The organism is uncultured Sphingomonas sp. (assembly GCF_913776855.1).
Lineage (GTDB): Bacteria > Pseudomonadota > Alphaproteobacteria > Sphingomonadales > Sphingomonadaceae > Sphingomonas.
In genome coordinates this window covers 13,137-37,311 of sequence record NZ_CAJYQD010000003.1, presented here as the reverse complement: position 1 = coordinate 37,311, position 24,175 = coordinate 13,137, and the positions used below count along the sequence as shown (strand labels likewise).

The following is a 24,175-nucleotide window of genomic DNA, read 5'->3' as shown; positions in this document are numbered from 1 at the left end:
CGGTTCATCATAATCGTCAGCGTATATGGACTCCCGCCTTCGCGGGAATGACGAAGGCGTGAGGCGGGTTACCGCCCTAAGAACGTCAGCAGATCGTCGGTCAGCCGGTCGCTCTCGGTCGCGAACAGGCCGTGCGGCGCGCCGTCATATTCGACCAGCGTAGCATTGGGCAGCGCCTTGGCCAGCGCGCGGCCGGTCGCGTCGATCGGCACGGTCTGGTCCGACGTGCCGTGGATGACCAGCGTCGGCACGGTGATCGACGGCAGGTCCGGACGGAAATCGGTGGTCCCGAACGATTCCGCGCACGCCAGCGTCGGCTTCAGCCCCGCCAGCATCGCCGTGTTCCACGACAGGTCCAGCGTTTCCTCACTCACCGGGCTGGTGATGAAGCCGACGCCGTAGAACTGGTCGAAGAAGGTGCGAAAGAACCGCGGGCGATCCGCCTTGATGTTGTCGGCGATCTCCTGCAGCTGGTCCTGCGGCACGCCGTCGGGATTGTCGTCGGTCTTCAGCATGTACGGCACGACCGACCCGATGAAGCCGGCGCGGGTCACGCCCTTGCCACCGTGCCGCGACATGTAGCGGGCGACCTCGCCGCCGCCCATCGAGAAGCCGACCAGTGCGATGTCGTCGGTGACGCCGGTTTCCTTCAGGACATCGGCCAGATCGTCCGACAGCGTGTCATAGTCATAGCCCGACCACGGCTGGTCCGACCGGCCGAAGCCGCGCCGGTCATAGGCGATGACCCGGTACCCGGCATCGGCCAGCGCCATCGCCTGCGGGTCCCAGCTGTCGGCCGACAGCGGCCAGCCATGGATCAGCACGACCGGGCGACCCTGTCCCCAATCCTTTACGAACAGGCTGGTCCCGTCACGGGTCTTTACATAGGGCATTGCGCGGTCCTCGTCTGGAGTTGCTGGTCCGTGAACGAGCGAGCCGTGGCGCGGTTGCCTCTGCGATACGGGCGCTACCGTACGGTCAGCGCGGAACGATGCCCAGCACCGGGCGGACGACGCCGCGTTCGGCGTCGCGCAGGATCGCCGAATAGCGATCCGCCATCTCGGCATGGACCCGCCGCACCTCCGGCAGGCTGGCCTCGGCCGCACGGTGGCGGGATTCGTCCAGCCGGCGGCGATAATAATCGATGTTGTCGATCGGCATGATGCCCTCCTCGTACTTCGTACTTGGCGGACCTTACATATGCCGTAATTTATCTGCCGTCTCTGATCCATATCAAGCATGGGTTCAGAAACGGCGGACCGTTAACTGGGCGTGACGAAACTGTCTATTACCCGTTTCTGTCCCGCGGTTTCGAACAACACTTCCAGCTTGTTGCCTTCGATTGTCTCGATCGTGCCATAACCAAATTTCTGGTGGAACACCCGCTGCCCCTTGGTCAGGTCGCCGCGCCCCTTGTTGCCCAGGCTGATCGCGCTCGCCCGCGCCTCGACCACGCGCGACGGGGCGGTGGTGAAGGTCGAACCCTGCGAAGCGGCGCGTTGCCAGCCCGGACCCCGCCCGGTGCCGCGCGCGACGTCGGCGAACGGATCGGCCCGCTCGCTCCAGTTCGCCCGCCACAGGCTCTCGCCGCCCGACATGGTGGTCTCCGCCTCGATATGCTCGGGCGGGAGTTCGCCGACGAAGCGCGAGGGCAGCGACGAATTCCACTGGCCATAGATGCGCCGGTTCGCGGCGTGGAAGACCACCGCCAGCCGCCGCGCCCGCGTGATCGCGACATAGGCGAGGCGGCGTTCCTCCTCGAGGCTGGCGGTGCCGCCCTCGTCGAGCGAGCGCTGCGAGGGGAACAGCCCTTCTTCCCATCCGACGCAGAATACCGTGTCGAACTCCAGCCCCTTGGCGGCGTGGATGGTCATGATCGTGACCTTCGGCTCCTCTGCCGATGCCTCGTTATCCATGACCAGCGATACGTGTTCGAGGAACGCGCCGAGCGATTCATACTCCTCCATCGCGCGGACCAGTTCGGTCAAATTCTCCAGCCGTCCGGCTGCCTCGGCGGTCTTCTCCGCCTGATACATCGCGGTATAGCCGCTTTCGTCCAGCAGCTGCCGCGCCAGTTCGGCGTGCGGCAGGCTCTGCGCCATGTCCCGCCACCGCGCGAAATCGCCGACCAGCCGCCCCAGCGACTTCCGCGCCGCACCGGTCAGCTCGTCGGTGTCGAGGATACGCGCGGCGGCGGTCATCAGCGAGCTGCCGGTCGCGCGGGCGAAACGGTGGATGGTCTGCACCGCCTTGTCGCCCAGCCCGCGCTTGGGCACATTGACGATCCGTTCGAACGCCAGGTCGTCCGCCGGCTGGTTGACGACGCGCAGATACGCCAGCGCATCGCGGATTTCGGCGCGTTCGTAGAAGCGGAAGCCGCCGACGATCCGGTACGGTATCCCGATGCCGATAAACCGTTCCTCGAACTCACGCGTCTGGTGCTGGGCACGCACGAGAATGGCGAAATTGTCGAGGTTCCTGCCGTCACGCTGCCCGCGCTCGACCATTTCACCGACGCGGCGCGCTTCCTCCGGCCCGTCCCATACCCCGATCACGCGGACCTTCTCGCCGACATCGGTTTCGGTCCACAGCGTCTTGCCCAGCCGCCCGCCATTATGGGCGATGACTCCCGACGCCGCGCCAAGGATATGCGGCGTCGAGCGATAATTCTGTTCCAGCCGGACGATCTTTGCCCCCGGAAAGTCGCGTTCGAACCGCAGGATATTCTCGACCTGCGCGCCGCGCCACGAATAGATCGACTGGTCATCGTCGCCGACGCAGCACAAATTGCGCCGTTCCTGCGCCAGCAACCGCAGCCACAGATACTGGACGCTGTTGGTGTCCTGATATTCGTCGACCATGATGTAGCGGAAGCGCTGCTGATATTGCTGCAGCACCTCGCGATGGGTCCGCAGGATCGTCAGGACGTGCAGCAGCAGATCGCCGAAGTCGCAGGCGTTCACCGCCTTCAACCGGTCCTGATATTGCTGGTAGAGTTCGCCGCCGCGCCCGTTGGCGAAGCGTTCGCTCTCGCCTGCATCGACATCGGCCGGGGTCATGCCCTTGTTCTTCCACCCGTCGATCAGCCCCGCCAGGCTGCGCGCCGGCCAGCGCTTTTCATCGAGATTGGCGGCGACGATCAGCTGTTTCAACAGTCGCAGCTGGTCGTCGGTGTCGAGGATGGTGAAGTTCGACTGCAACCCGACCAGTTCGGCGTGCCGCCTGAGCATCTTGGCACCGATCGCGTGGAACGTGCCGAGCCACGGCATCCCCTCCACCAGATCGCCGACCAGCCGCCCGACGCGCTCGCGCATCTCCTTTGCCGCCTTGTTGGTAAAGGTCACCGACAGGATCTCGGACGGATACGCCTTGCGGGTATAGAGGAGATGCGCCAGCCGCGCGGTCAGCGCCGCGGTCTTGCCGGTTCCCGCACCCGCCAACACCAGCACCGGGCCATCGGTGGTCAGCACCGCATCGCGCTGCGGTTCGTTCAGGCCGCGCAGGTAGGGCGGCAGTTCGGCGGGGGCAGGGGCAGTCGACATCGCCGAACAGGTAGGGAACGAACCGTAAAGCGACAAGCAAGGAAATCGTTTCAGAACCGTCATCGACTTGCCATCACGCGTTCGCTGCGATGCAACATACTTGGCGTATCGGGCGAGGGCCGGTGGACGGCGGCGTCATATCGGACGACCGCTGCCGCGACGGGCACGCTTTCGCAGGAGCTATCCCATGACCGTCCGTTTCCTCGCCATTGCGGCGACCGTCGCCGCTTGCCTGTCGTCCGCCGCCCATGCCGAACTGCGCGAGCCGGTGATCGCACGCGTGTCGGTCGCTGGCCTCGACCTTGCCTCGTCGGAAGGGCGCCGCCTCCTCGACGCCCGCATTGACCGCGCGGCGCAGCGCGGATGTCAGTCGCAGCTGACCGGCCTGCGCCGGGTTACCGACGAGCGCCGCTGCCGCGAGGAAATGCACCGCGACGCGCAGGTGCGGATCGCGCAATTGACCCCGGTAAAGGTCGCCAGCGCGAAGTAAGCCCGTCACACGGTAGTATGTCACCCCGGATCGATTCCGGGGTGACATCCTTCGCGGGCTTGATCCTTTAATTACGTGCAGGCCCGCTTGCGCGAACGCTTCTTGCCTTACAGCGCCGACTCGTTACGCGGGCGCATGACCCAACCGCATCCCATGCGCGTCCATCGCCGCATCCTGATCGCCAGCCTGATCGGCACATCGGTCGAATTCTACGACTTTTATATCTATGCGACCGCCGCGACCCTGGTGTTCGGGCCGCTGTTCTTCCCGTCGGACAGCGCGTCGGCGCAGCTGATGGCCAGCTATCTGTCGATCGGCCTCGCCTTCATCGCCAGGCCGCTCGGCGCGGTCGTGTTCGGCCATTTCGGCGATCGGCTGGGGCGCAAGTCGACGCTGGTCGCGTCGCTCATGCTGATGGGCGGATCGACGCTGCTGATCGCGTTCCTGCCGACCTATGCCATGGTCGGTTGGGTCGCGCCGTTGCTGCTCTGCACGCTGCGGTTCGCGCAGGGGCTGGGCCTGGGCGGCGAATGGGGCGGGGCGGCGTTGCTGGCGGTGGAGAACGCTCCGCCGGGCTGGCGCGGGCGGTTCGGCATGGTGCCGCAACTGGGCGCCCCGGTCGGGTTCATCGCCGCCAACGGGCTGTTCCTGCTGCTTGGCCTCGCGCTGTCCGATGCCGACTTCGCCGCATGGGGCTGGCGCCTGCCATTCCTGTTCAGCGCGGCGCTGGTCGGCCTCGGGTTGTGGGTGCGGGTGAAGCTGCACGAGACGCCGGCCTTCGCCCGCGCCCTGGCGCACGAAGCGCCCGCCGCCGTGCCGATCGCCGAACTGGCGGGCGCCCATCTGCGCGCGACGCTGGCGGGCACGTTCGGCGTCGTCGCCTGTTTCGCGCTCTACTATATCGCGACCACCTTCGTGCTGGGCTATGGCACCACCACGCTCGGCTACACCCGCAGCGCGTTCCTCCAGACGCAGCTGGTCGCGATCCTGTTCATGGCCGCCGGCATCGCGCTGGCCGGATGGTTCGCCGACTGGTCGACTCCGGCCAGGGTGCTGGCGGGCGGCTGTGTCGGCGTTGTGCTGGCGGGCGTCCTGCTGGCGCCGATGGTCGGCGGGGGATCGCTGTTCGTGATCGGCGCGTGGCTGTCGTTCGCGCTGCTGACGATGGGGTTCGTCTATGGACCGCTCGGTGCGTGGCTGCCGGCGCTGTTCCCGGCGCGGGTGCGCTATACCGGCGCGTCGATGGGGTTCAATGTCGGCGGCGTCATCGGCGGCGGGCTGACCCCCAGCATCGCGCAGGCGCTGTCGCAGTCGCATGGCCTGTCCGCCGTCGGCGCGGTGCTAGGCGCGGCGGGCATCGCCAGCATCGTCGGCCTGCTGCTGGTCCCACGCGCCCGCTGAGCTAAGCGCTCCGCAGCGCCTGTGCGTCGACGACCGCCTCCGGCACCGGGCAGATGCGATTGCGGCCGGCGCGTTTGGCATCATAGACCCAGCGGTCGGCACGATCGATCAGGCTGTTGAGCGTATCGTCCGGCTCCAGCAGGGCCAGCCCGGCGCTGACCGTGATCGGGGGAAGGTGGCCGCCGATCGCCGGGATGCCAACGCGCACCGATTGCGCCGCCAGCCATGCCCCGCGCAGTGTCGTACGGTCCAACACCGCGACGAACTCCTCACCGCCCAGCCGCGCGACGACGGCACAGGGCGGCAAACGCTCGATCAGCATCCGGGCAAAGGCGTGCAACACGGCATCGCCGGTCGCATGGCCATAACCGTCATTGACCCGCTTGAAATGATCGAGGTCGAACAGGATCGCGGCCAGCGGCTCGCCACGTTCCCGCGCGGCGGCGACCAGCGGGATCGCGCGCCGTTCGAACCCGCGGCGGTTGGCCACGCCGGTCAGCGGATCGGTTTCCGATTCGGAAATCGACCGCCCCATCGCCGCCTGCACCACCAGCAACAGTGTCAGCAGCCCCGCCGTGACGATCAGCACACCACCCGTCGCCTGCGAGAACAAGGCATAGCTGCTGGCGGCATAGGCCTTTGCCGTCGAACCCGAACCAAAGGTCGCGGCGAAGAAGGGTTTGACCAGGAAATGCGCGGTCGTCAGTGCCGATGCGATCGCCAAGGCAAGCCACAACGGCCCGCGCCGCCGCCGGACCGCATCGACGGCGATGACGGTCGACAGGCCCGTGCCCAGCAGGAACGGCGCCTGATAGGCGATTTCGTACCACAGGGCGTTGCGCGGCCCGTTCCAGATCAGCGTACGGTCGACGATGCCGAACGCCAGCAGCGCGATCAGCGGTCCACGCGGTATCGTCCGCCCCGCCAGCGCGGCCAGCCCGCCCGGCAACAGCGCGATGCTGACCAGGAACGACCCATAGCTGAGGATCGTGAAGGCGATGACATGATCGGTCAGCCGCACGCCCAGTTCACTGAGCGGCGTCAGCCCGCCGACCAGATAGGCCAGGACGAACCAGGTCACGTAACGCTGTTCGGGATAGGATACCCGAACGATTGCAAACGCCGTCGCGAACAGGCCGGCGATACAGGCGTTGACGATCAGGGCATATACTGCGCTGTCCATTCCCGATCCCGCCGTTCGTTCATCCGGCGACCCTTATCACCATTCTTCGCCGAAAATGTTAACGCTCGGGTCTTTTATGGCTCACAGCAGTCGCAAGAGCGTCAACCGCGCCTTGCCATAGCTGCGTTCGGCATCGACGCTGAACTGCGGCAGGTCCAGCGCCTCGCCCTTGGCGGTTTCGATGCTGACCCAGGTCGCCGGGCCGATCCAGCCCAGCCGTGCCAGCTTGTCCGCCGCCACCGCGCCCGCCCCGCTGCCATAGGGCGGGTCCATCATCACGATGTCGAGCGGAAGCGGCGCAGGCCCCAGCGCCAGTACCGACGTTGCACGAACATCGGCCCCGGCCGCGTCCAGCTTCGCCAGATTGGCGCGCAGCGCGTCGAGCGCGGCCTTGTCCTGTTCGACGAACAGGCAGGTGGCGGCCCCGCGCGACAATGCCTCGATTCCCAGCGCGCCCGATCCGGCGAACAGGTCGGCGACCGCCAGTTCGTCGAAGCTGCCGACCCGGCTGGCCAGCATCGAAAACAGCGCCTCGCGCGTGCGGTCGGCGGTGGGGCGCGTCGCATCGCCCGTCGGCGCGACGATTGGGCGTCCGCGCCACTGTCCGGAAATGACCCGCATCAGCGCTTGCCCCCGCCCGGCTTGCCCCCACCGGGGCGTCCGCCCTTCGGCTTGCCCTTGGCGATACGGGGGGAGGGGCCGGCCTTGGCCCAGCCGCTCGGCTTGCGCTTGGGCCGGTCGACGAAGCTCGCCCGGTCGGCATCCGCCGCTTCCGCCTGTGTCATCCGCCGGTCGACCGGACCGCGCGCCGACCGGGCGTCGTCGGCGCGAACGTGATCGGAGCGGACGTTGTTGGACCGGGCCGGGCGGTCGCCGCCCGGCGCCTGTTCACGCGGTTTGCGCGACACGCGCGCCACCCCGTCATAGCCCGGCCGCTCGGCATGGGCTGCCGCCCGCCTGGCGCGCGGATTGTCGGTCGGACGATCGCCATAGGCGCGTCGATCGCCCAGCCCCGGCTGTCGCCGCTCGGCCGGGGTCTGCCCCGCCTGCGCCAGCGGATCGAAGCCGTCGCGGCGCTCGACCGGCCGCTCCGTCGCATGGGTCCGCGGGCCGGCCCGCCGCGCATCGCCCTGCGGCCGCGCGCCGAAGCCGGAACGCTCGCCACCCTGTGGTCGGCTCCCGAAGCTGCGTCGCTCGCCGCCGTCCTGCGCGTCGCGGTCGGGACGACGCCCGCTGAACCCCGAACGCTGACCATCGCGTTCGACCCGCGGGCGGCGTTCGGTGCCGAAGCGTTCGCCGCTCGCCACCGGTTCGGGGCGGGGCAACGGCGTCGCACGCTTCCACGCCTTCAACGCAGCGGGGTCGGCACCTTCGGGCACGGGCTTGCTGGTCGGCTTGTTGGCCAATGTCTTGCGGAACGCGACCAGTTCATGCTGGCGGATCTCGTCGACCTCGCCCTCTGGCAGGTCTGCGAGATAGAAGGGGCCATAGCGCGTGCGGATCAGGCGCGACACCTTCAGCCCCAGATGTTCGAGGACGCGGCGAACCTCGCGGTTCTTCCCCTCGGTCAGCGTCATCTCGATCCAGGTGTTGGTGCCGGTGCGCCGTTCGAGGTTCGCGTTGATCGGGCCGTATCGCACGCCCTCGATCTCGATCCCCATCATCAGGTCTTCGAGCTGCTGTTGGCTGATTTCGCCATAGGCACGCGCGCGGTAGGTCCGCTCGACCCCGGTCGCGGGCAGCTCCAGACGGCGCTTGAACTCGCCGTCGGTCGTCATCAGCAACAACCCCTCGGTATTCAGGTCGAGCCGCCCGACCGGGATCAGCCGCGGCAATCCGGCGGGCAACCGGTCGTAGATCGTCGCGCGTCCGGCGCCGTCGCGCTCGGCGGTCAGCGTTCCGGCGGGCTTGTGGAACCGGAACAGCCGCGTCGGCTCGGGCGCGGCGACGGGCGCGCCATCGACCGTCACGCCCTTCAGGTTCGGCAGGATGGTGGCGGGCGTATCGAGCGTGACGCCGTTCAGCGCGACGCGCCCGGCGGCGATCATGCGTTCGACGTCGCGGCGCGATGCCACGCCGGCGCGCGCCATCAGCTTGGCGATGCGCTGGCCTTCACGGGGGGATTCGGTCGGGGATTCAGGGGGCGTAACGATGACGTGCGTATCCGTTTGCGGCGATGTGACGAAAGTTTCAGCCGAAGCGGTACCTTCGTCGCCTTCGCGAGTTTGTGGCTTCGTATAAGCTGGTTGCATCCCGGTGGAAAGCGAGTGGGGATATGTTGTTCGGGCGCAAGAAGCGACACATCAACCGGATCCTGGTGGTCGAGGACGAACCGCTGGTCGCGTTCGATACCGAACATTTCCTGGGCAGCGCGGGATTCGAGATCGCGGCGACCGTCGACACGGTTGCCGCCGCCTGTGCCACGCTGGAGGGGGGGATGGACCTCGACCTCGTGCTGGTCGACATCAACCTGTCGGACGGCAGCGGCCTCGACGTCGCGCGCTGTGCGCATGAACGCGGCGTGCCCGTGCTGCTGGTGACGGGCAGCTGTCCGCAGGGCGCACAGGACTTCGCGGCCGGGTGCCTGTCCAAACCCTATCCGCAAAAGGATCTGCTGAGTGCGATCGACGCCATCGGCGCGGTGATCGGCGGCGCGAAACTGCCCCGGCGCCTGCCCAATGGCTTCAACCTCTTCCGCACGGCGGCCTGACACCAACCCAACCACACCCCGTCCGGTTCGAGCAGCTTCGAGCCGGTCGGGAAGCGCCCGTCGAGAACGCGCTGCCTGGTCTATCCGCGCCCACCTTGCCGCCAATCCCAACCCCCTCTACGGTCGCGCCCCTTCCTGGAGGACTTGCATGACCGAAGCCGCGCCCACCGGGCTGGCGCTGATCCGTATGGGGCTGAACAACCGCAAGACCGGCGCGATGTTCGCGTTCGGCCTGGCGGCGGGGCTTCCCTATACCCTGCTGCTCGGCACGCTGAATGCGTGGCTGGGTGAAGCGAAGATAAACCTCGCCACCATCGGCCTGCTGTCGTGGATCGGTCTGGTCTATGCGTTCAAGTTCCTGTGGTCGCCGCTGGTCGACCGGTTGCGCCTGCCGCTGCTCGAACGCTTCGGGCGGCGGCGGTCGTGGCTGCTGCTGTGTCAGGGGACGCTGGTCGCGACCTTCCTGCTGCTCGCGGTCAGCGATCCTGCGGTGGCGATCGGCTGGTTCGCGCTGGTCGCGGTGATCGGCGCGTTCGCGGCGGCGACGCAGGACGTGGTGATCGATGCGTGGCGGATCGACGTCGCCGACGACCGCGCGACGCTGGGCATCCTGTCGTCGACCTATCAGCTCGGCTACCGTATCGCGACGCTGATCGGCGGGGCGCTGTCGCTGGTGCTGGCCGCGCGGATCGGGTGGCAGGCGGTCTATGCGATCATGGGTGGCCTGATGGCGCTGCTGCTGGTGGTGACGCTGCTCGCGCCCGACACGCCGCGTGCCGAGGGACAGGACGATGCCGTGGCGATCGCCGGTCCCAGTGCGAAGGACAAGCGCACCGGCCTCGTCATCGTCGGCCTGTGCTGGGGCTGGGCGATCCTGACCATCGCCGCCTTCATGGCGCGGGTGTTGGGGACGACGGCGGGCGAAACGCCGCCCAGCGTCGGTGACTTCACCCGGCTGACCGGCCCGTGGATCGTGGTCGCGACGGTAGTGGTGCCGGCACTGGTCGCGGCATGGCTCAACCGCCGTGCGCTCAACGCCCGCTATTTCGGATGGGAAGCGGGCGATGCCGCGCCTGCCACCGGCTTTGTCGAACATGGCTATCGCGCGCTGATTCTGCCGATGGCCGAACTGGTCGGGCGGCTGGGCTTCGGCGTGGTGATCGTGCTGGGCCTGATCCTCAGCTACCGGCTGTGCGATTCGATCTGGGGACCGTTCGCCTATCCCTTCTATCTTGAGGAGCTGAAATACACGAACGACGAGGTCGCGTTCGCGTCGAAGATTTTCGGCGTGGGCATGACGATCATCGGCGTATCGCTGGGCGGGGTGTCGTTCGCCATGCTCGGGCGGATGCCGACGCTGCTGATCGGCGCGATCGTCGCGGCGGCCAGCAACCTGCTCTATGCCGATCTTGCCGCAGGGGCGCCGGTCATCGATGCGGTCGCGGGCACGCTCGGCCTCCACAATCTGGGCGTCGATGCGCGAATGGTGCGGCTGATGGTCGCGATCTCGGGCGAGAATATCGCCGGCGGCCTGGCCGGTGCGGCGTTCGTCGCCTATCTCTCCTCGATCGCCAGCAAGGAATATAGCGCGGTCCAATATGCGCTGCTGTCGTCGCTGACGCTGCTGGTCGGCTCGCTGGGGCGCGCGGGATTGGGTGAGGCGGTCGAACAGATGGGCTATGCCCCGGTCTTCCGCTTCACCGCCGCGCTGGGGCTGGTCGCGGTGGTGTTCGTACTGCTCGAATGGGTGCGGTGGCGGCGGGAGCTGGCGCGGGTGGTCAGGCAGGATTGATTCACGCGAAGGCGCGGAGAGGTTGCGTTTGCCGCGATAACGGCTCTCCCTTCACGGCCTGCCTGGGGAGAAAGGCTTCGCCGGAAAGGCAACGCCCGCCCGTTTCACGACCTCTCCGCGCCTCCGCGTCTCTGCGCGAACCACGCTCTTCCTGAACTTCGTACCTTCGCGTGAAAAACCTAAACCGGCACCTCGTCATTCGCCGCGAGCACTGTTCCCGCCAGATACAGCGACCCCGCGATCAGCACCGCTTCCGGCTCCGACCGCGCCAGCAGGTCCAGCGCCGCCGCCGGATCGGTCGCGACATCGGCCGTCAGTCCCAGCCCCCGTGCGACGCGGGCCAGATCGGCCGGCGCATGATGGGCATGACCCGGCACCGGCACCGCGACGACATGGTCGACCACCTCGGCCAGATGGCGCAGCACCGCGCCCGCATCCTTGTTGGCCAGCATCCCCAGCACCAGCGCCGAGCGCTCGCCCCGGCTGATCCGCGGCCATATCCGCGCCACCTCGATCGCCGCCGATTCGTTATGCGCGCCGTCCAGCCAGACGCCGTGGCGCGGATCGACCCGCCCGGTCAGCGGCCCGCCGCTGCGCAACCGCTGCATCCGCGCCGGCCAGGTCGCCGTCGTTGCCGCTGCGACCAGAGCGGCATCGGGCACGTCGATCACCCATTGGTGCCGCAACATCGCGACCGCTAGTGCCAGATTGTCGCGCTGGTGCTGGCCACTCAGCATCGGCTCGGGCAGGCTCACCGGACCCCAGCTGTCCAGATAGACCCCGTCGGTCACGCTCCATTCGCGGTCGCGCCGGTTCAGCGGCGCGCCGACCGCCGTCGCGACCTCATCCACTTTCGCCGCGATCTCGGGCGGATAATGCTGCGTGATGATCGGAACGCCCGGCTTGGCGATGCCCGCCTTCTCCCCCGCGATCCCGACCAGCGACGTGCCGAGAAACGCTTCGTGGTCCATCCCCAGCGCGGCGATCCCGCATATGGCGGGCGCGGGCAGCACGTTGGTCGCATCCAGCCGCCCGCCCAGTCCCACCTCGATCACGCACGCATCGGCCGGCGTCCGCGCGAACGCCACGAACGCGGCGGCGGTGGTGATTTCGAAGAAGCTCGCGCCGATCCCCTCGGCCACGTCCAGCACCTCGCGCAGCAGCTCCGCCAGCGCCGCATCGTCGATCAGCGTGCCGGCCAGGCGGATGCGTTCGTTGAAGCGCACCAGATGCGGGCTGGCATAGACATGGACCCGGTGCCCCGCCGCCTCCAGCGCCGCGCGCAGATAGGCGCAGGTCGAACCCTTGCCGTTGGTACCGGCGACATGGAACACCGGCGGTAACCGCAGGTGCGGATCGCCCAGCCGCGCCAGCAGCCGGGTGATGCGGTCGAGGCCGAGAATGTCCGACCCCGGTGAGAGGGTGACCAGCCGCTCGAGCTGCGCCTGCACGGCCGGATCGGCGGAAATCGCGAAATCGGGCAAACCAAATCCTCCCCGGCATGGGGGGGGACCAGCCGCAGGCTGGTGGAGGGGGCTATCCACCTCCACAACAGTTGCGGTTGGGGCAAACCCCCTCCATCATGCTGCGCATGGTCCCCCTCCCCGCGGGCGGGGAGGAGCAATTTACGCCGCTTCCTTGCGCCCCAGAAACTCGATCAGCTGCGCCAGTTCCGCGGGCAGGTCGCGACGATGCGTCACGCGGTCGATCAGGCCGTGGTCGCGATAATATTCCGACGTCTGGAAATCGTCGGGCAGCTTTTCGCGGATCGTACTTTCGATCACGCGCCGCCCGGTGAACGCCAGCATCGCCTTCGGTTCGGCGATCTGCACGTCGCCCAGCATCGCATAGGCGGCCATCACCCCGCCCGAGGTCGGGTCGGTCAGTACCACCAGGTACGGCAGGCCGGCATCGTGCAGCATCTCGATCGCGACGGTCGTGCGCGGCATCTGCATCAGGCTCAGGATACCCTCCTGCATCCGCGCGCCGCCGCTGGCGGTGAACACGATATAGGGCACGCCGCGGGCAATCGCGGCCTCGACCCCGGCGATGAACGCCTCGCCCACATACTGGCCCATCGATCCGCCCATGAACGCGAAGTTCTGGACCCCGATCACGCAGCCGTTGCCGTCGATCGTGCCATAGGCGTTGCGAAATGCGTCCTGCTCACCGGTGTCGGTCCGCGCGGCCTTCAACCGGTCGACATAGCGCTTGCTGTCGCGGAACTTCAGCGGGTCTTCGGCGACCTTCGGGTTCGGCAGGATGTCGACGCTACCCTCGTCGAACAGCTGCTGGAACCGTTCCTTCGGCCCGATGCGCCCGTGATGGTCGCATTTCGGGCAAACGTGCAGATTTTCTTCCCACTCCTTGGTGAAGATCATCTGCCCGCATCCCTTGCACTTGTGCCAGAGATGGTCGGGCGTTTCCTTGCGCGCGACGAAGGGGAGGGCGTTACGGACGCGGTTGAGCCAGCTCATGCGGGTTCCTTGCTCGCCTGCGCGATCGCGGTGGCGAGGGTTTCGATATAGGTGCGGACGGGTTCGGCGGCGTTGGCGCCATGCTCGGCGACGATTTCCACGATCGCCGATCCGACGACCACGCCATCGGCCACGCGGGCGATATTGGCGGCCTGTTCGGGCGTACGCACGCCGAAGCCGACCGCGATCGGCAGGGGGGTCGCGGCCTTCAGCCGGGCAACGGCGTCGTCGATCGACGCTTGTACCGCCTGCTGCTTGCCGGTGATGCCCGCGACCGAGACATAGTAGAGGAAGCCGCCGGCCCCCTCCAGCACCTGCGGCAGCCGCGCCGTGTCGGTCGTCGGCGTCGCCAGCCGGATCGGCGCGATGCCGTGCGCGCGCAGCGTCGTGCCGAGGCTGTCGTCCTCCTCGGGCGGGATATCGACGCAGATCACGCCATCGACGCCCGCCGCGACGCAGCCTTGCGCGAACCATTCCGCCCCGCGCCGGACCATCGGATTGGCATAGCCCATCAGCACCAGCGGCACGTCGGGGTGACGTTCCCGAAAGCCGGTGGCGATGCGCAGCACGTCGGCGGTGCGCGTGCCGGCATTCAGGCTGCGGATATTGGCCGACTGGATTGCGGGTCCGTCAGCCATCGGATCGGTGAACGGCATCCCCAGCTCGATCACGTCCGCACCGCCCGCGACCAGCGCGTCGAGGATGGCGGGCGTGGCGTCGGGCGTCGGATCGCCGGCGGTGACGAAGCACACCAGCGCCGGACGGCCCTTGCCGAACGCGGCAGCGAGGCGGTTCATCTTATAGCCCTCTCCCCCTTGGGGGAGAGGGTTGGGAGAGGGGGTCATGTACAACGTCTTCCAATATGCGCAGCACGCCGTTGAGATTATGGATCACATCGGCATTGGTGAACCGCACTACCCGATAGCCGGCGTGCGTCAAATAGGCGGTTCGTTCGGCGTCGTAGACGGCTGTTTCGCCGTGGAGGTTGCCGTCGAGTTCGACCACCACCTTCGGCACGTTACTGGCGAAGTCCGCGATATACGGCCCGATCACCTTCTGCCTGTGAAATTTGACGCCGGCGAAGCGTTCGGCCCGCAACGCGAACCACAGCGTCTGTTCTGCCGGGGTAGGGGCCTTGCGCGCCGCCTTGGCGCGTTCCGTCAAACCGGCGTCTCGCACTGCCCCTCTCCCAACCCGCTCCCCGCAAGCGGGGAGAGGGCTTTCTAGATATCCACCCCCAGCGCACTGGCCACGGTGAAGATATCCTTGTCTCCGCGGCCGCACAGGTTCGCCAGGATAATCTGATCGCTGCGCATGGTCTTCGCCCGCCGCGCCACCGCGGCAATCGCGTGCGCCGGCTCCAGCGCAGGGATGATCCCCTCGCTCCGGCACAGCAGCTGGAACGCGTCCAGCGCCTCCTTGTCGGTCGCGCTGTCATATTCGACGCGGCCGATGTCGCGCAGCCACGCATGTTCCGGCCCGATGCCGGGATAGTCCAGCCCCGCCGAGATCGAATGCCCCTCGGCGATCTGCCCGTCCTCGTCCTGCAGCAGATACGTCTTGTTGCCGTGCAGAATGCCGGGGAAGCCACCGGCCAGCGACGCGGCATGGTCCTTGTCCAGCCCATGGCCCGCCGCCTCGACGCCCAGCATCGCAACCTCGGCATCGTCGAGGAACGGATGAAACAGCCCGATCGCGTTCGACCCACCACCGATCGCCGCGACCAGAAGGTCGGGCAGGCGGCCGGTCCGCTCCAGCATCTGCGCGCGCGCTTCCCGGCCGATGATGCTCTGGAAATCGCGCACCAGCTCCGGATAGGGATGGGGGCCGGCGGCGGTGCCGATGATGTAGAAGGTGTCGTGGACGTTCGCGACCCAGTCGCGCAGCCCTTCGTTCATCGCATCCGACAGCGTGGCCGCCCCGCTCGTCACCGGCCGCACTTCGGCACCCAGCAGCTTCATGCGGAACACGTTGGGCTGCTGCCGCTCGATATCACGCGCACCCATATAGATGACGCAGGGCAGGCCGAAGCGCGCGCACACCGCCGCCGTCGCCACGCCATGCTGGCCGGCACCCGTCTCGGCGATGATCCGCGTCTTGCCCATGCGGATCGCCAGCAGGATCTGGCCGATGCAATTGTTGATCTTGTGCGCGCCGGTATGGTTCAGCTCGTCGCGCTTGAACCAGACCTGCGCCCCCATGCCCGGTTCGGCCGACGCGCGCAGCGTCTCCGACAGCCGCTCGGCATGATACAGCGGGCTGGGCCGCCCGACATAATGGGTCATCAGGTCGTCGAACTGCGCCGCAAAGGCCGGGTCGGCCTTCGCCGCCTTGTATTCGCGATCGAGGTCGAGGATCAGCGGCATCAGCGTTTCCGCGACATAGCGGCCGCCGAAATCGCCGAAATGCCCACGCTCGTCTGGCTGGGCGCGATAGGAATTGGGGGCGTTCATGCCGCGCTCGTTACGCCCAGCGCGCCGCCATGTCTATCGATCAGGCGCCCCGTACACTTGCACAAAAGGCCAGGATACGGCCGGCGTCCTTGACACCCGGCGCGCGCTCGACCCCCGACGATACATCGACCAGCGGCGCGCGGGTCACCCGGATCGCCTCTGCGACATTCCCCGCGTCCAGCCCGCCCGACAGCGCCCAGGGCAGCGGATGGCGAAACCCGTCGAGCAGCCCCCAGTCGAACCGCAATCCCATGCCGCCCGGCAACGCCGCGCCCGGCGGGGTCTTGGCATCATACAGCACCCGGTCCGCCGCGCCGGTGAGCGCCCGCGCACCATCGAGGTCGGCGCGCGTCTTCACCGCCACCGCGCCCCAGGTCTCCCGCCCGGTCCGCGCCCGGATCGCTGCGATCCGCTCGGGCGCAGTCTTGTGCAGTTGCACCACGTCCAGCCGCGCCGCCGCCATCGCCGCATCGATCAGCGCGTCGTCGGGATCGACGAACACCCCGACCTTCGCGACGTGCCCCGGCACCGCCTGCGCAAGACCCGCTGCCACGTCGAACCCGACATTGCGCGGGGAGGGCGGGAAGAACACGAACCCGACATGACTCGCTCCCGCACCCAGCGCGGCGGACAGGGTGTCGGGCGTGGACAGGCCGCAAATCTTGATGAGCGTCATGGGCGGGGGCTTAGAGCGTTGCGGGAGGAAAGAGAACCGGACGCCCGCCACAATCGTCATTCCCGCGCAGGCGGGAATCCATAAACGCAACGTCTCGACGCAATTCGCAACGTCAGAGCCTATGGACTCCCGCCTTCGCGGGAGTGACAGAGCGAGGCTCAGCTCCGCCGGATCAACGCCCGCGCCAGCCGCCGGTCCTCCAGCGAATAATACAGCCAGATCGCGCCATCGACGACCACCACCGACGCCGCGAACGCGATGTCCGTCGCGCTGCGATCATCGACCGGCGGCGGCGTCACCAGCGGCTGGATACCGCGCGCGACCACCCGCGTATAATCCGCATCGAACGCCACCCATCCGATCCGCCAGCGCGCATCGCGGGTCGCACCATTGTAGAACATGACCGGCATCGCCGGATCGTCGGTCAGCAGCGGCCCGGTCGACAAATGCCAGTCGTCCCAGCTGTCCGTGCGCGGCGTGAACGGCGTAGGCTGCTCGTCCCACGGCCCGGCGACGTCGCTGCCCACCGCCAGCCCGATCCGCGACGCTTCGTCGGCGGCATATTCATAGAACAGCCGCCATCCGCCATCGGGGGTGCGGTCGACCGTCGCCTCCTTGGTATTCCCCTCCGATTTGGACGACGCCAGTGCCACGCCGCTCTTGGTCAGCGCGTCGAGCGTCGGGCCGGCGGCATAGGACAACTCGCCATGCGAATGATCCGACAGCACGCCCGAATAATAGACGACATAGCCCGCGTCGGTCCGCACGACCGTCGGGTCCTCGACGCCGCCCGCATCATGGTCGCCCGGTCCCGGCACGATCGACGGCGCCTCCAGCATCCGGAAATGCCGCCCGTCGTCGCTCCACCCGGCCCAGATCACGCCGGTATCGGTCAGTTCCTGCCCCGGCGGCACCACCGCGCGCACCATCATCGCATAGCGCCCGTCCGGCTCGCGCCAGACATAGGGACTCATCAGGTCGCGGGCCATCAACTCGGGTGGCCCCTCGATCGTGACGTCCTCGATCCGCTTCACGTTGAAATCGAGCGCGATCGGGCTGTCGGCCACCGCGTCCTTGCGATGCGGATCGGCGATGGGGGAGTCGAACGGAATCATGCGCCTAGCGCCTGCATCAGCGACAGCCCGCCATCGATCACGATCCGCGCACCGGTGATGTAGCGCGCCCTGTCCGACGCGAGGAACACCGCCAGATCGGCGACTTCGCTCGCCTCGCCCGCACGCCCCAGCGGAATGTTGCGTTCCAGCGTCGCGCGATAGGTCGCATCCGCGCTCGCCTTCGCATTCATCGGGGTCAGGATCATGCCCGGCTCGATCGCATTCACCCGAATGTGGCGCGGCGCCTCTTCGATCGCCAGCGTCTCGACCAGGTTCGAGAGGCCACCCTTGGCCGCGCAATAATCCGCGCCGCCCGCGCGCACCGCATAGGCATGGATCGACGAGATATGCAGGATCGCCGCATCCCCCGGCGCCGTGCCCCGCCCGGTCAGGAACCGCCGCGACGTCAGGAACGCCCCGGTCAGGTCGGTGTCGATCAACCGCCGCCACTGCTCCAGCGTCATGTCGCGCACGCTCACGCCCGACATGTTCAGCCCGGCGGAATTGACCAGCACGCTCGCCGGCCCCCATGCCTGCTCGACCGCCGCAAAGGCTGTGTCGACCGACGCTTCGTCCGCGACATCGGCCTGCACCGTCATCGCCTCGCCCCCGGCGCGCCGCACCGCGTCGGCGCTGGCGCCGGCGGCCTTGCTGTCGGAATGATAGCCGATCGCAACCCTGTCGCCGAGCGTTCCGAACGCTGCCGCACAGGCCGCGCCGATGCCCGATTCCCCGCCGGTCACGAAGATTGTCCGCCTGTCCATCATTCCTCCAACCATGCTCGTGCGGGCAACGTCGGGCGGGGGCGTTGGTTCAGGGGCGCAACGACTTTCCTACAAAGGGACGAACGGGCAGGATGGCCGAGGATCGTCGCGCCTATGCGGTCGGCGGGGTATTTGACAGGGGGTAATGCAAGTCATTCGCAAGGCGCGCGAAAAAGTGACGAGTGTGAACTTAGTGAACTTTGGAATTTCGACTGTGGGGCAATTGCTTTATTTAAAATGGTTTAGGGCGTAATGACGTGACGCAGAACCGTTCGTGCTGAGTAGGGACTGAGCGAAGTCGAAGGCCCGTATCGAAGCACTTTTGGCGGTCCTTCGATACGCCGCTTCGACAGGCTCAGCGGCTACTCAGGACGAACGGGGTATGGGTCGGCCGGTCGGGAAAGCTCCCGCCGCGGGCACAGCCCGCGTCGTCGGACGGCGCCTTCCGCGCCGCCGGCCGGACGCGCCTAGTGCGGCGCGGTGCAGCTCCGCTGCGCCTTGCCCGGCGCGTCCTATAACGTCCCCTCGATCGCCCGAGCCGCCTGATCCGGGTCCTCCGCCTGCGTGATCGGCCGCCCGATCACCAGCACCGACGCCCCGGCATCCAGCGCGGCGCGGGGAGTCACCACCCGCTTCTGGTCGCCGACCGGGCCGTCCGCCGGCCGCACACCCGGCACCACGAAGAACCCCTGCGGCCACGCCTTCTTCGCCGCCGCGACCTCGGCGCCCGAGCACACCACGCCGTCGATCCCGGCGCTCTTGGCCAGCTCCGTCAACCGCACGACCTGCTCGTGCGGGTCGGGCGACAGGCCGATCGACGACAGGTCATGGCCGTCGAGGCTGGTCAGCATCGTCACCGCGACGACCTTCGTCCCCACCGGCGCGGCGGCCTTCGCATCCTCCAGCATCGCCCGGCCGCCGGCGGCATGGACCGTCAGGATGGCCGGGTTCATCGGCCCCAGCGCCTGGATCGCCTTCGCCACCGTATTGGGAATGTCGTGGAACTTCAGGTCGAGGAAGATCGGCAGGCCCAGATCGGCCATCGTCCGCACGCCCGCCCGGCCATTGGCCATGAAGAACTCCAGGCCCAGCTTCAGCCCGCCGACATGGCCGCGCACCTGCTGCGCCAGTGCCTTTGCCCGGTCGAGGTCCGGCGTATCGAGGGCGACATAGATCGGCGAACGGCTCACAGCACGGCTCCGGGAGTGACTTGCGTGGGGATGGGGGCGGGGTCGGCCGGGACCGACAGCGGCTCGACGCGGTGCAGTTCGGCCAGCGTCCGGTCGGTCGCCGCGATCCGCTGTCGCAGCCGCCACCGCGTCAGGTGCAGCGCGACGAACGTCGGCAGGAACCCGGCCAGGAACGTCACGATCAGCAGGAGCGGCAGGTTCACATCGGCATAGAGCGATCCCCACAGCTTCAGCGGCACCATCGTCATGTTGTTGAGCGCAAAGGCGACGATCACCCCGACCAGCAAGGCCCAGAAGAGGGTTTTCAGGAACTGCATCGGTGGGCGCCTTCGTCGTTATGCTTGCGTGCCCATCCTTACGCCGGTCGATTGGAAATTTCCAATAGCGGCGCGTCAGCCGATCGTGGCGCGCAGTTCGTCGAACAACGGCTGGATCATGGTCAGCCGCGGCTGTTCCTCGTCCAGGACGGCCAGGAACGCGGCCCGCTTTTGCCGCGTAATCCAGCCCGGCGGCAGGCGGATGTCGCCGGGCAGCGCCGACAGCGCGATGTCGATCATCCGCTCCGCGCCGTGCAGCCGGCCCCACAGATAGTCGTTCTCGCGGTACGACCGGCTGAAGAACGCCCCGAAATTGTTGAAGCGGATGCCCTTCAACGTCGCCTCCGCCCCGCCCGATCGGATCGAGGGCGCGTCGTCGGGCGCGATCCGGTCGACCCGCACCGGATCGAACTCGTCCAGCCCTTCGCCGCCCAGCAGCGGCAAGGTCGCGATGTCGAAGAACGGGAAGCCGAGATAGGCGAGCAGCACCGGCCGGCGAATGTCGCGCGGCGCGGCGGACAGCGCGGCGGACAGCAGTTCCTCGGCACGGGCGTCGAGTGTCGCAAGGTCCATCGCCTCCGCCATCGCGGCCAGCAACGTGGCGGGGTCGACGCGCTTGTCGGCGGCAAGGACCCGGACGGCGCCAAAATGGTCAGCGTGCTGGCACGCCAGATAGGGCGTGAGGCTGGCAAAGATCGCCTCGCGCACCGGGGCCAGCGCGTGCGGCTCCTGTTCCGGCTCCATCGCCGAAACGGTCCGCACCAGCAGCCGCAACCGCCGGATGCGAAAGGCCAGGTCGTGCGCCCGCAGGAAATCGATCGTCGCCGCCGATGCGCCGTCGCCGTCGAACTGGTCCGCACCGCGCTCCACGACGATCCGGTGGAACGCCGCGCGCAACCGCCGCCGCCGGTCGGGGGAGGGATCGTCGGCCAGCGTCACGACCCTTTCGGCCAGTCGGTCGAGCACTTGATCGACTTTCAGCAATCCATAGGCGGCATGGCCGTACCCGGCGCGCTTGGCCGCCTGGACCTGCGCCCGCTGTCGCCAGCCGGCCAGCCGCGAGGGCGTCGGCCAGTCGAGGAACAGGGTATAGCCGAACAACTGCTCGACCTCCGCCTCCACCCCGCCGCGCAGCTTCTCGACGATCGCCAGCATCCGTTCGATCCGTTCCGACCGGTGCTGGATCGCGTCCAGATTGTCGCGGATCGGCTGCTTGCGCGGCAGTTCGGACAGCGCGCCGAGGATCGTCTGGAAAAAGGTCGGCGGCCCCTTCGTCTCGGTCCCGATGCCGAATTTGTGGTTGGGTGCGGGATCGAGATAGACGAAGCGCCGGTCGATCTGCCGCCGGGCCGGGCGTTCGCGCAGGGCGTCGATCGCCGGGCGGAACGGGGCGTTGGCCAGCACCGATCCGTCGATCAGCGCCGCCTGTTCCACCATCCCCACCGCCGCCTGTCGTGGCAACACCCGGCGCAGGAACGCCTCACGCCCCGGCCATGCCGTGCCGCGATCCTGCAGCGCCGCATCCAGCTCGCCCACCCGGAACGGCGGAAACGCGCCGGGAAAGCTCGACGTCGCCCGCGCCGCGAACACCAGTTCGGCCGGATCGGCCAGCGGCCCGTCGCCATGGTCGGTAAAGCCGATGACGATGCGATGCTCGGTTTCCACCACCTCCCGCGGCGAATTGAGCCGCAGCAGTTCGGGATGCCCGGCAAAGTCGGTGACCGTGACGAACAGGTCGAGCGGCTGGCCCGGCGGCAACAGGCGCGGTCCGACCGGTCCGGCCGCCATCGCCTCGAACGCGTTCAGCAGCATGTCGACCATCGCCCGCCCGCCAAAGGGCGGCTCGAACCACCGCGCCCGCACGAACCGGTCGAGCTTGGCGCGCAGTTCGTCGCGCGCGGCGATGTCGACGCTCGACACATCCTCACCCTCACGGCCCAGCGCCATCCACGCGATCGGCCGCGCCCATGGCCGCGACAGTGCGCTCGCCGGGGCCTGTGCCGGATCGATCAGCGCCTCGATGTCCGCGCCCTCCAGCCACAATTCGGTCAGCGGGTCGAGCGACTGTCCGGTCGCGACCGCATGGGCGAGGAACACGCCGTTGATCCCGCCAGCGCTTGCCCCCGCCACGATGTCGACCAGCACGCGCAACCGGATGCCGCTGAGCGTCGCCAGTTCATGCAGCATCGCCTGGTACACGCCGGCGCTACCGGCCAGCGCATCGCCGTCATCCTGCATCGCCCGGCTGGCCCGCGCGATATGCCACACCTCCTTGACCAGCCCGTGCATATAGACGGCCAAGCTGATTCCGCCGTAGCAGACCAGGGCCAGTCGCAACTCACGGTCGTGCAGCGGGGGCGGGGCGTCGCTCATGCCGCTTCGAGCGTCGCCCAGATCGGCAGATGGTCCGATGCCTTGCGCGCGGCAGCACTGTGGTGGGTGCCCGAAGCGACGATCCGCAATTCGCTCGACACCATGATCCGGTCCAGCCGCCCGACGGGGTGCCTGGCATGAAAGCTCGGCCCGGTTTCGGCAAAGCGGTGGTTCCGCCCGAAATCGCGCAGGCATCCCGATTGCGGCGTCCATTCGTTCAGGTCGCCCATCAGCACGCTCGGCATGGGCGGCTGGCAGCCATCGACATCGTGCAGGATCGCATGGGCCTGCTTGCGCCGCCACAGCCCGGACAGGTCGAGATGCATTCCGACCACCCGGAGTGTCATCCCGTTCAGCGTCACATCGGCGCGCACCGCACCGCGCGGCTCCAGCGCCGGGATGTCGATCCGCCGGGGGGCGCCGACCACCGCATCCTTGCGCACCAGCAGCGCGTTGCCGTGCCACCCCATCGACTGCGCGCGGATCGCGATCGGCACCGCTTTCCAGTCGCTGTGATCGTCCAGCATGTGGAGCGGGATGACGCCGGCCCGCTCCCCCAGTCGCCGGTCGCATTCCTGCAGCGCGATGATGTCGGCATCGACCTCGCGCAGCACGTCCAGCGTGCGTTCGGGCATACGGCGGCGATCGGTCCCGATCGCTTTCCGCATGTTATAGCTGGCTACCTTTATCATCGTTCACCGCACAACGTCGCGGTGAACGATTTCGTTTCGCCTGCGTCCTCGAAGCGCGGTCGAAAGATCAGGACGCCTCGACCGCTTCGGGTTGCACGATGACGCTGCGCGGCGCGACATCCTTCAACAACCACACATTGCCGCCTATCACCGCGCGATCGCCGATCTTCACCCGGCCAAGGATCGTCGCGCCGGCATAGATCACCACATCGTCGCCGACGATCGGATGGCGGGGGATGCGTTCGGCAAAGGGGCCGCCTTCGCTGCGAGGCTGCAACCGGTGCGGAGTCCGCGCGCCCAGCGTCACATGCTGGTACAGCCGCACCCGTGCGCCGATCACCGCCGTCTCGCCGATCACGACGCCGGTGCCATGGTCGATGAAGAAGCCGGGACCGATCGTGGCGCCGGGATGGATGTCGATCCCGGTGCGTTCGTTGGCGATATCCGACACGATCCGCGCGACGATCGGCGCACCCAGCGCGTCCAGCTCATGCGCCAGCCGGTGGTGCAGGATTGCGGTGGCTCCGGGATAGCAGATCAGGATCTCGTCGACGCTGCGCGCGGCCGGATCGCCGCGAAAGATCGCCGCGACGTCGGTGTCGACCAGCGCCCGTACCCGCGACAGCGTACCTGCGAACAACCGCACGATCTCCGCCGGGCGATCGGACGCCGCCTCGACCCCCGCCGCGTCGCGCCAATAGGCGAATTCGGCGACGATCGCCGCGTCGAGCAATGCGAACGCCTCGGTCAGCCGTTCGGCGACGAACCCGTCCTCCGCCGCCGCGTCGCCGACGAACCCACCGATCCGCGCCGGGAACAGCGCCGCCGCCAGCAGCTCGACCGCGCGGGCGAGCGGCGCACGCCGGGGAAAATCGCCCGGCTGCCGCCGACTGGGCTGCGCTTGCCGCCACGCCATCCGCGCGCTCGACAGGGCGCGGGTCGCATGGTCGATCGCGCGGCGTCGTTGGTCATCGCTCTGGGTCATCGGACAGGCTCTTCA

The 24,175-nt window shown here is 68.0% G+C and carries 23 protein-coding genes; 4 read left to right on the top strand and 19 right to left on the bottom strand.

The genetic code is table 11. From position 1 onward, the window contains the following. Nucleotides 1-68: 68 nt before the first annotated feature. The 3 genes from QZ755_RS00855 to QZ755_RS00845 form a co-directional block, all read right to left on the bottom strand. On the bottom strand, nucleotides 69-893 hold the full coding sequence (locus QZ755_RS00855; RefSeq protein ID WP_294318545.1) for an alpha/beta hydrolase: 825 nt from the start codon (nucleotides 891-893) through the stop codon (nucleotides 69-71). A gap of 85 nt (nucleotides 894-978) precedes the next feature. Beyond that, complete coding sequence (locus QZ755_RS00850; protein ID WP_294318543.1) at nucleotides 979-1,161, bottom strand: hypothetical protein; 183 nt, start codon at nucleotides 1,159-1,161, stop codon at nucleotides 979-981. 101 nt (nucleotides 1,162-1,262) lie between these two features. Continuing rightward, entirely contained in the window at nucleotides 1,263-3,542 is a 2,280-nt protein-coding gene (locus QZ755_RS00845; RefSeq protein ID WP_294318540.1) for a UvrD-helicase domain-containing protein, read from the bottom strand. 187 nt (nucleotides 3,543-3,729) lie between these two features. On the opposite strand from QZ755_RS00845, the gene QZ755_RS00840 reads away from it, so the two are divergent. Both QZ755_RS00840 and QZ755_RS00835 read left to right on the top strand, forming a co-directional pair. Beyond that, nucleotides 3,730-4,032 (top strand): UrcA family protein, encoded by a 303-nt coding sequence (locus QZ755_RS00840; protein WP_294318537.1) that lies wholly within the window; start codon nucleotides 3,730-3,732, stop codon nucleotides 4,030-4,032. 135 nt (nucleotides 4,033-4,167) lie between these two features. Then, nucleotides 4,168-5,433, top strand: coding sequence for an MFS transporter (locus QZ755_RS00835; protein ID WP_294318535.1), 1,266 nt, complete (start codon nucleotides 4,168-4,170; stop codon nucleotides 5,431-5,433). Nucleotide 5,434: 1 nt separating this feature from the next. Here QZ755_RS00835 and QZ755_RS00830 read toward each other — a convergent pair whose 3' ends face one another. The 3 genes from QZ755_RS00830 to QZ755_RS00820 form a co-directional block, all read right to left on the bottom strand. After that, a complete protein-coding gene (locus QZ755_RS00830; protein WP_294318532.1) occupies nucleotides 5,435-6,616 on the bottom strand; it encodes a GGDEF domain-containing protein in 1,182 nt (393 codons plus the stop codon). An 81-nt stretch (nucleotides 6,617-6,697) separates the two neighbouring features. Next, a complete protein-coding gene (rsmD, locus tag QZ755_RS00825; RefSeq protein WP_294318529.1) occupies nucleotides 6,698-7,237 on the bottom strand; it encodes a 16S rRNA (guanine(966)-N(2))-methyltransferase RsmD in 540 nt (179 codons plus the stop codon). Next, complete coding sequence (locus QZ755_RS00820) at nucleotides 7,237-8,718, bottom strand: pseudouridine synthase (protein ID WP_294318582.1); 1,482 nt, start codon at nucleotides 8,716-8,718, stop codon at nucleotides 7,237-7,239. Before QZ755_RS00820 ends, rsmD begins: the two co-directional genes overlap by 1 nt. A gap of 173 nt (nucleotides 8,719-8,891) precedes the next feature. On the opposite strand from QZ755_RS00820, the gene QZ755_RS00815 reads away from it, so the two are divergent. Both QZ755_RS00815 and QZ755_RS00810 read left to right on the top strand, forming a co-directional pair. Next, on the top strand, nucleotides 8,892-9,326 hold the full coding sequence (locus tag QZ755_RS00815; protein ID WP_294318527.1) for a response regulator: 435 nt from the start codon (nucleotides 8,892-8,894) through the stop codon (nucleotides 9,324-9,326). A gap of 148 nt (nucleotides 9,327-9,474) precedes the next feature. Continuing rightward, the gene (locus QZ755_RS00810) at nucleotides 9,475-11,118 is read left to right on the top strand and encodes an MFS transporter (RefSeq protein WP_294318524.1); all 1,644 of its coding nucleotides are present in this window, start codon (nucleotides 9,475-9,477) and stop codon (nucleotides 11,116-11,118) included. 179 nt (nucleotides 11,119-11,297) lie between these two features. Here the strand turns inward: QZ755_RS00810 and QZ755_RS00805 are convergent, their stop codons facing one another. From QZ755_RS00805 to epsC, 13 genes are all read right to left on the bottom strand, one after another. Further along, nucleotides 11,298-12,602 carry a bifunctional folylpolyglutamate synthase/dihydrofolate synthase gene (locus QZ755_RS00805; protein WP_294318522.1) on the bottom strand — a complete coding sequence of 435 codons (1,305 nt, stop codon included), beginning with the start codon at nucleotides 12,600-12,602 and terminating at the stop codon, nucleotides 11,298-11,300. A 141-nt stretch (nucleotides 12,603-12,743) separates the two neighbouring features. Next, complete coding sequence (accD, locus tag QZ755_RS00800; protein ID WP_294318518.1) at nucleotides 12,744-13,595, bottom strand: acetyl-CoA carboxylase, carboxyltransferase subunit beta; 852 nt, start codon at nucleotides 13,593-13,595, stop codon at nucleotides 12,744-12,746. Next, nucleotides 13,592-14,392 (bottom strand): tryptophan synthase subunit alpha, encoded by an 801-nt coding sequence (gene trpA / locus QZ755_RS00795; protein ID WP_294318514.1) that lies wholly within the window; start codon nucleotides 14,390-14,392, stop codon nucleotides 13,592-13,594. Before trpA ends, accD begins: the two co-directional genes overlap by 4 nt. A gap of 1 nt (nucleotide 14,393) precedes the next feature. Next, nucleotides 14,394-14,774 (bottom strand): endonuclease domain-containing protein, encoded by a 381-nt coding sequence (locus QZ755_RS00790; protein WP_294318512.1) that lies wholly within the window; start codon nucleotides 14,772-14,774, stop codon nucleotides 14,394-14,396. A gap of 44 nt (nucleotides 14,775-14,818) precedes the next feature. Continuing rightward, nucleotides 14,819-16,048, bottom strand: coding sequence for a tryptophan synthase subunit beta (gene trpB, locus QZ755_RS00785; RefSeq protein ID WP_294318509.1), 1,230 nt, complete (start codon nucleotides 16,046-16,048; stop codon nucleotides 14,819-14,821). A gap of 40 nt (nucleotides 16,049-16,088) precedes the next feature. Continuing rightward, complete coding sequence (locus tag QZ755_RS00780; protein WP_294318507.1) at nucleotides 16,089-16,724, bottom strand: phosphoribosylanthranilate isomerase; 636 nt, start codon at nucleotides 16,722-16,724, stop codon at nucleotides 16,089-16,091. Nucleotides 16,725-16,882: 158 nt separating this feature from the next. Beyond that, a complete protein-coding gene (locus QZ755_RS00775) occupies nucleotides 16,883-17,839 on the bottom strand; it encodes a glycosidase (protein WP_294318505.1) in 957 nt (318 codons plus the stop codon). After that, nucleotides 17,836-18,603: an SDR family oxidoreductase gene (locus QZ755_RS00770; protein WP_294318503.1), complete on the bottom strand. Its 768-nt coding sequence runs from the start codon at nucleotides 18,601-18,603 to the stop codon at nucleotides 17,836-17,838. Before QZ755_RS00770 ends, QZ755_RS00775 begins: the two co-directional genes overlap by 4 nt. 512 nt (nucleotides 18,604-19,115) lie before the next feature. Further along, nucleotides 19,116-19,793, bottom strand: coding sequence for an orotidine-5'-phosphate decarboxylase (gene pyrF, locus QZ755_RS00765; RefSeq protein WP_294318500.1), 678 nt, complete (start codon nucleotides 19,791-19,793; stop codon nucleotides 19,116-19,118). Next, complete coding sequence (locus QZ755_RS00760; protein WP_294318498.1) at nucleotides 19,790-20,110, bottom strand: LapA family protein; 321 nt, start codon at nucleotides 20,108-20,110, stop codon at nucleotides 19,790-19,792. The genes pyrF and QZ755_RS00760 overlap by 4 nt, the downstream gene beginning before the upstream one ends. A 75-nt stretch (nucleotides 20,111-20,185) precedes the next feature. Beyond that, entirely contained in the window at nucleotides 20,186-22,483 is a 2,298-nt protein-coding gene (locus tag QZ755_RS00755; protein WP_294318495.1) for a patatin-like protein, read from the bottom strand. Next, nucleotides 22,480-23,175, bottom strand: a complete 696-nt coding sequence (locus QZ755_RS00750; protein ID WP_294318493.1) for an endonuclease/exonuclease/phosphatase family protein — start codon at nucleotides 23,173-23,175, stop codon at nucleotides 22,480-22,482. The genes QZ755_RS00755 and QZ755_RS00750 overlap by 4 nt, the downstream gene beginning before the upstream one ends. Nucleotides 23,176-23,242: 67 nt before the next feature. Continuing rightward, nucleotides 23,243-24,091, bottom strand: a complete 849-nt coding sequence (gene epsC / locus QZ755_RS00745) for a serine O-acetyltransferase EpsC (protein ID WP_294318580.1) — start codon at nucleotides 24,089-24,091, stop codon at nucleotides 23,243-23,245. Nucleotides 24,092-24,175 lie beyond the last annotated feature (84 nt).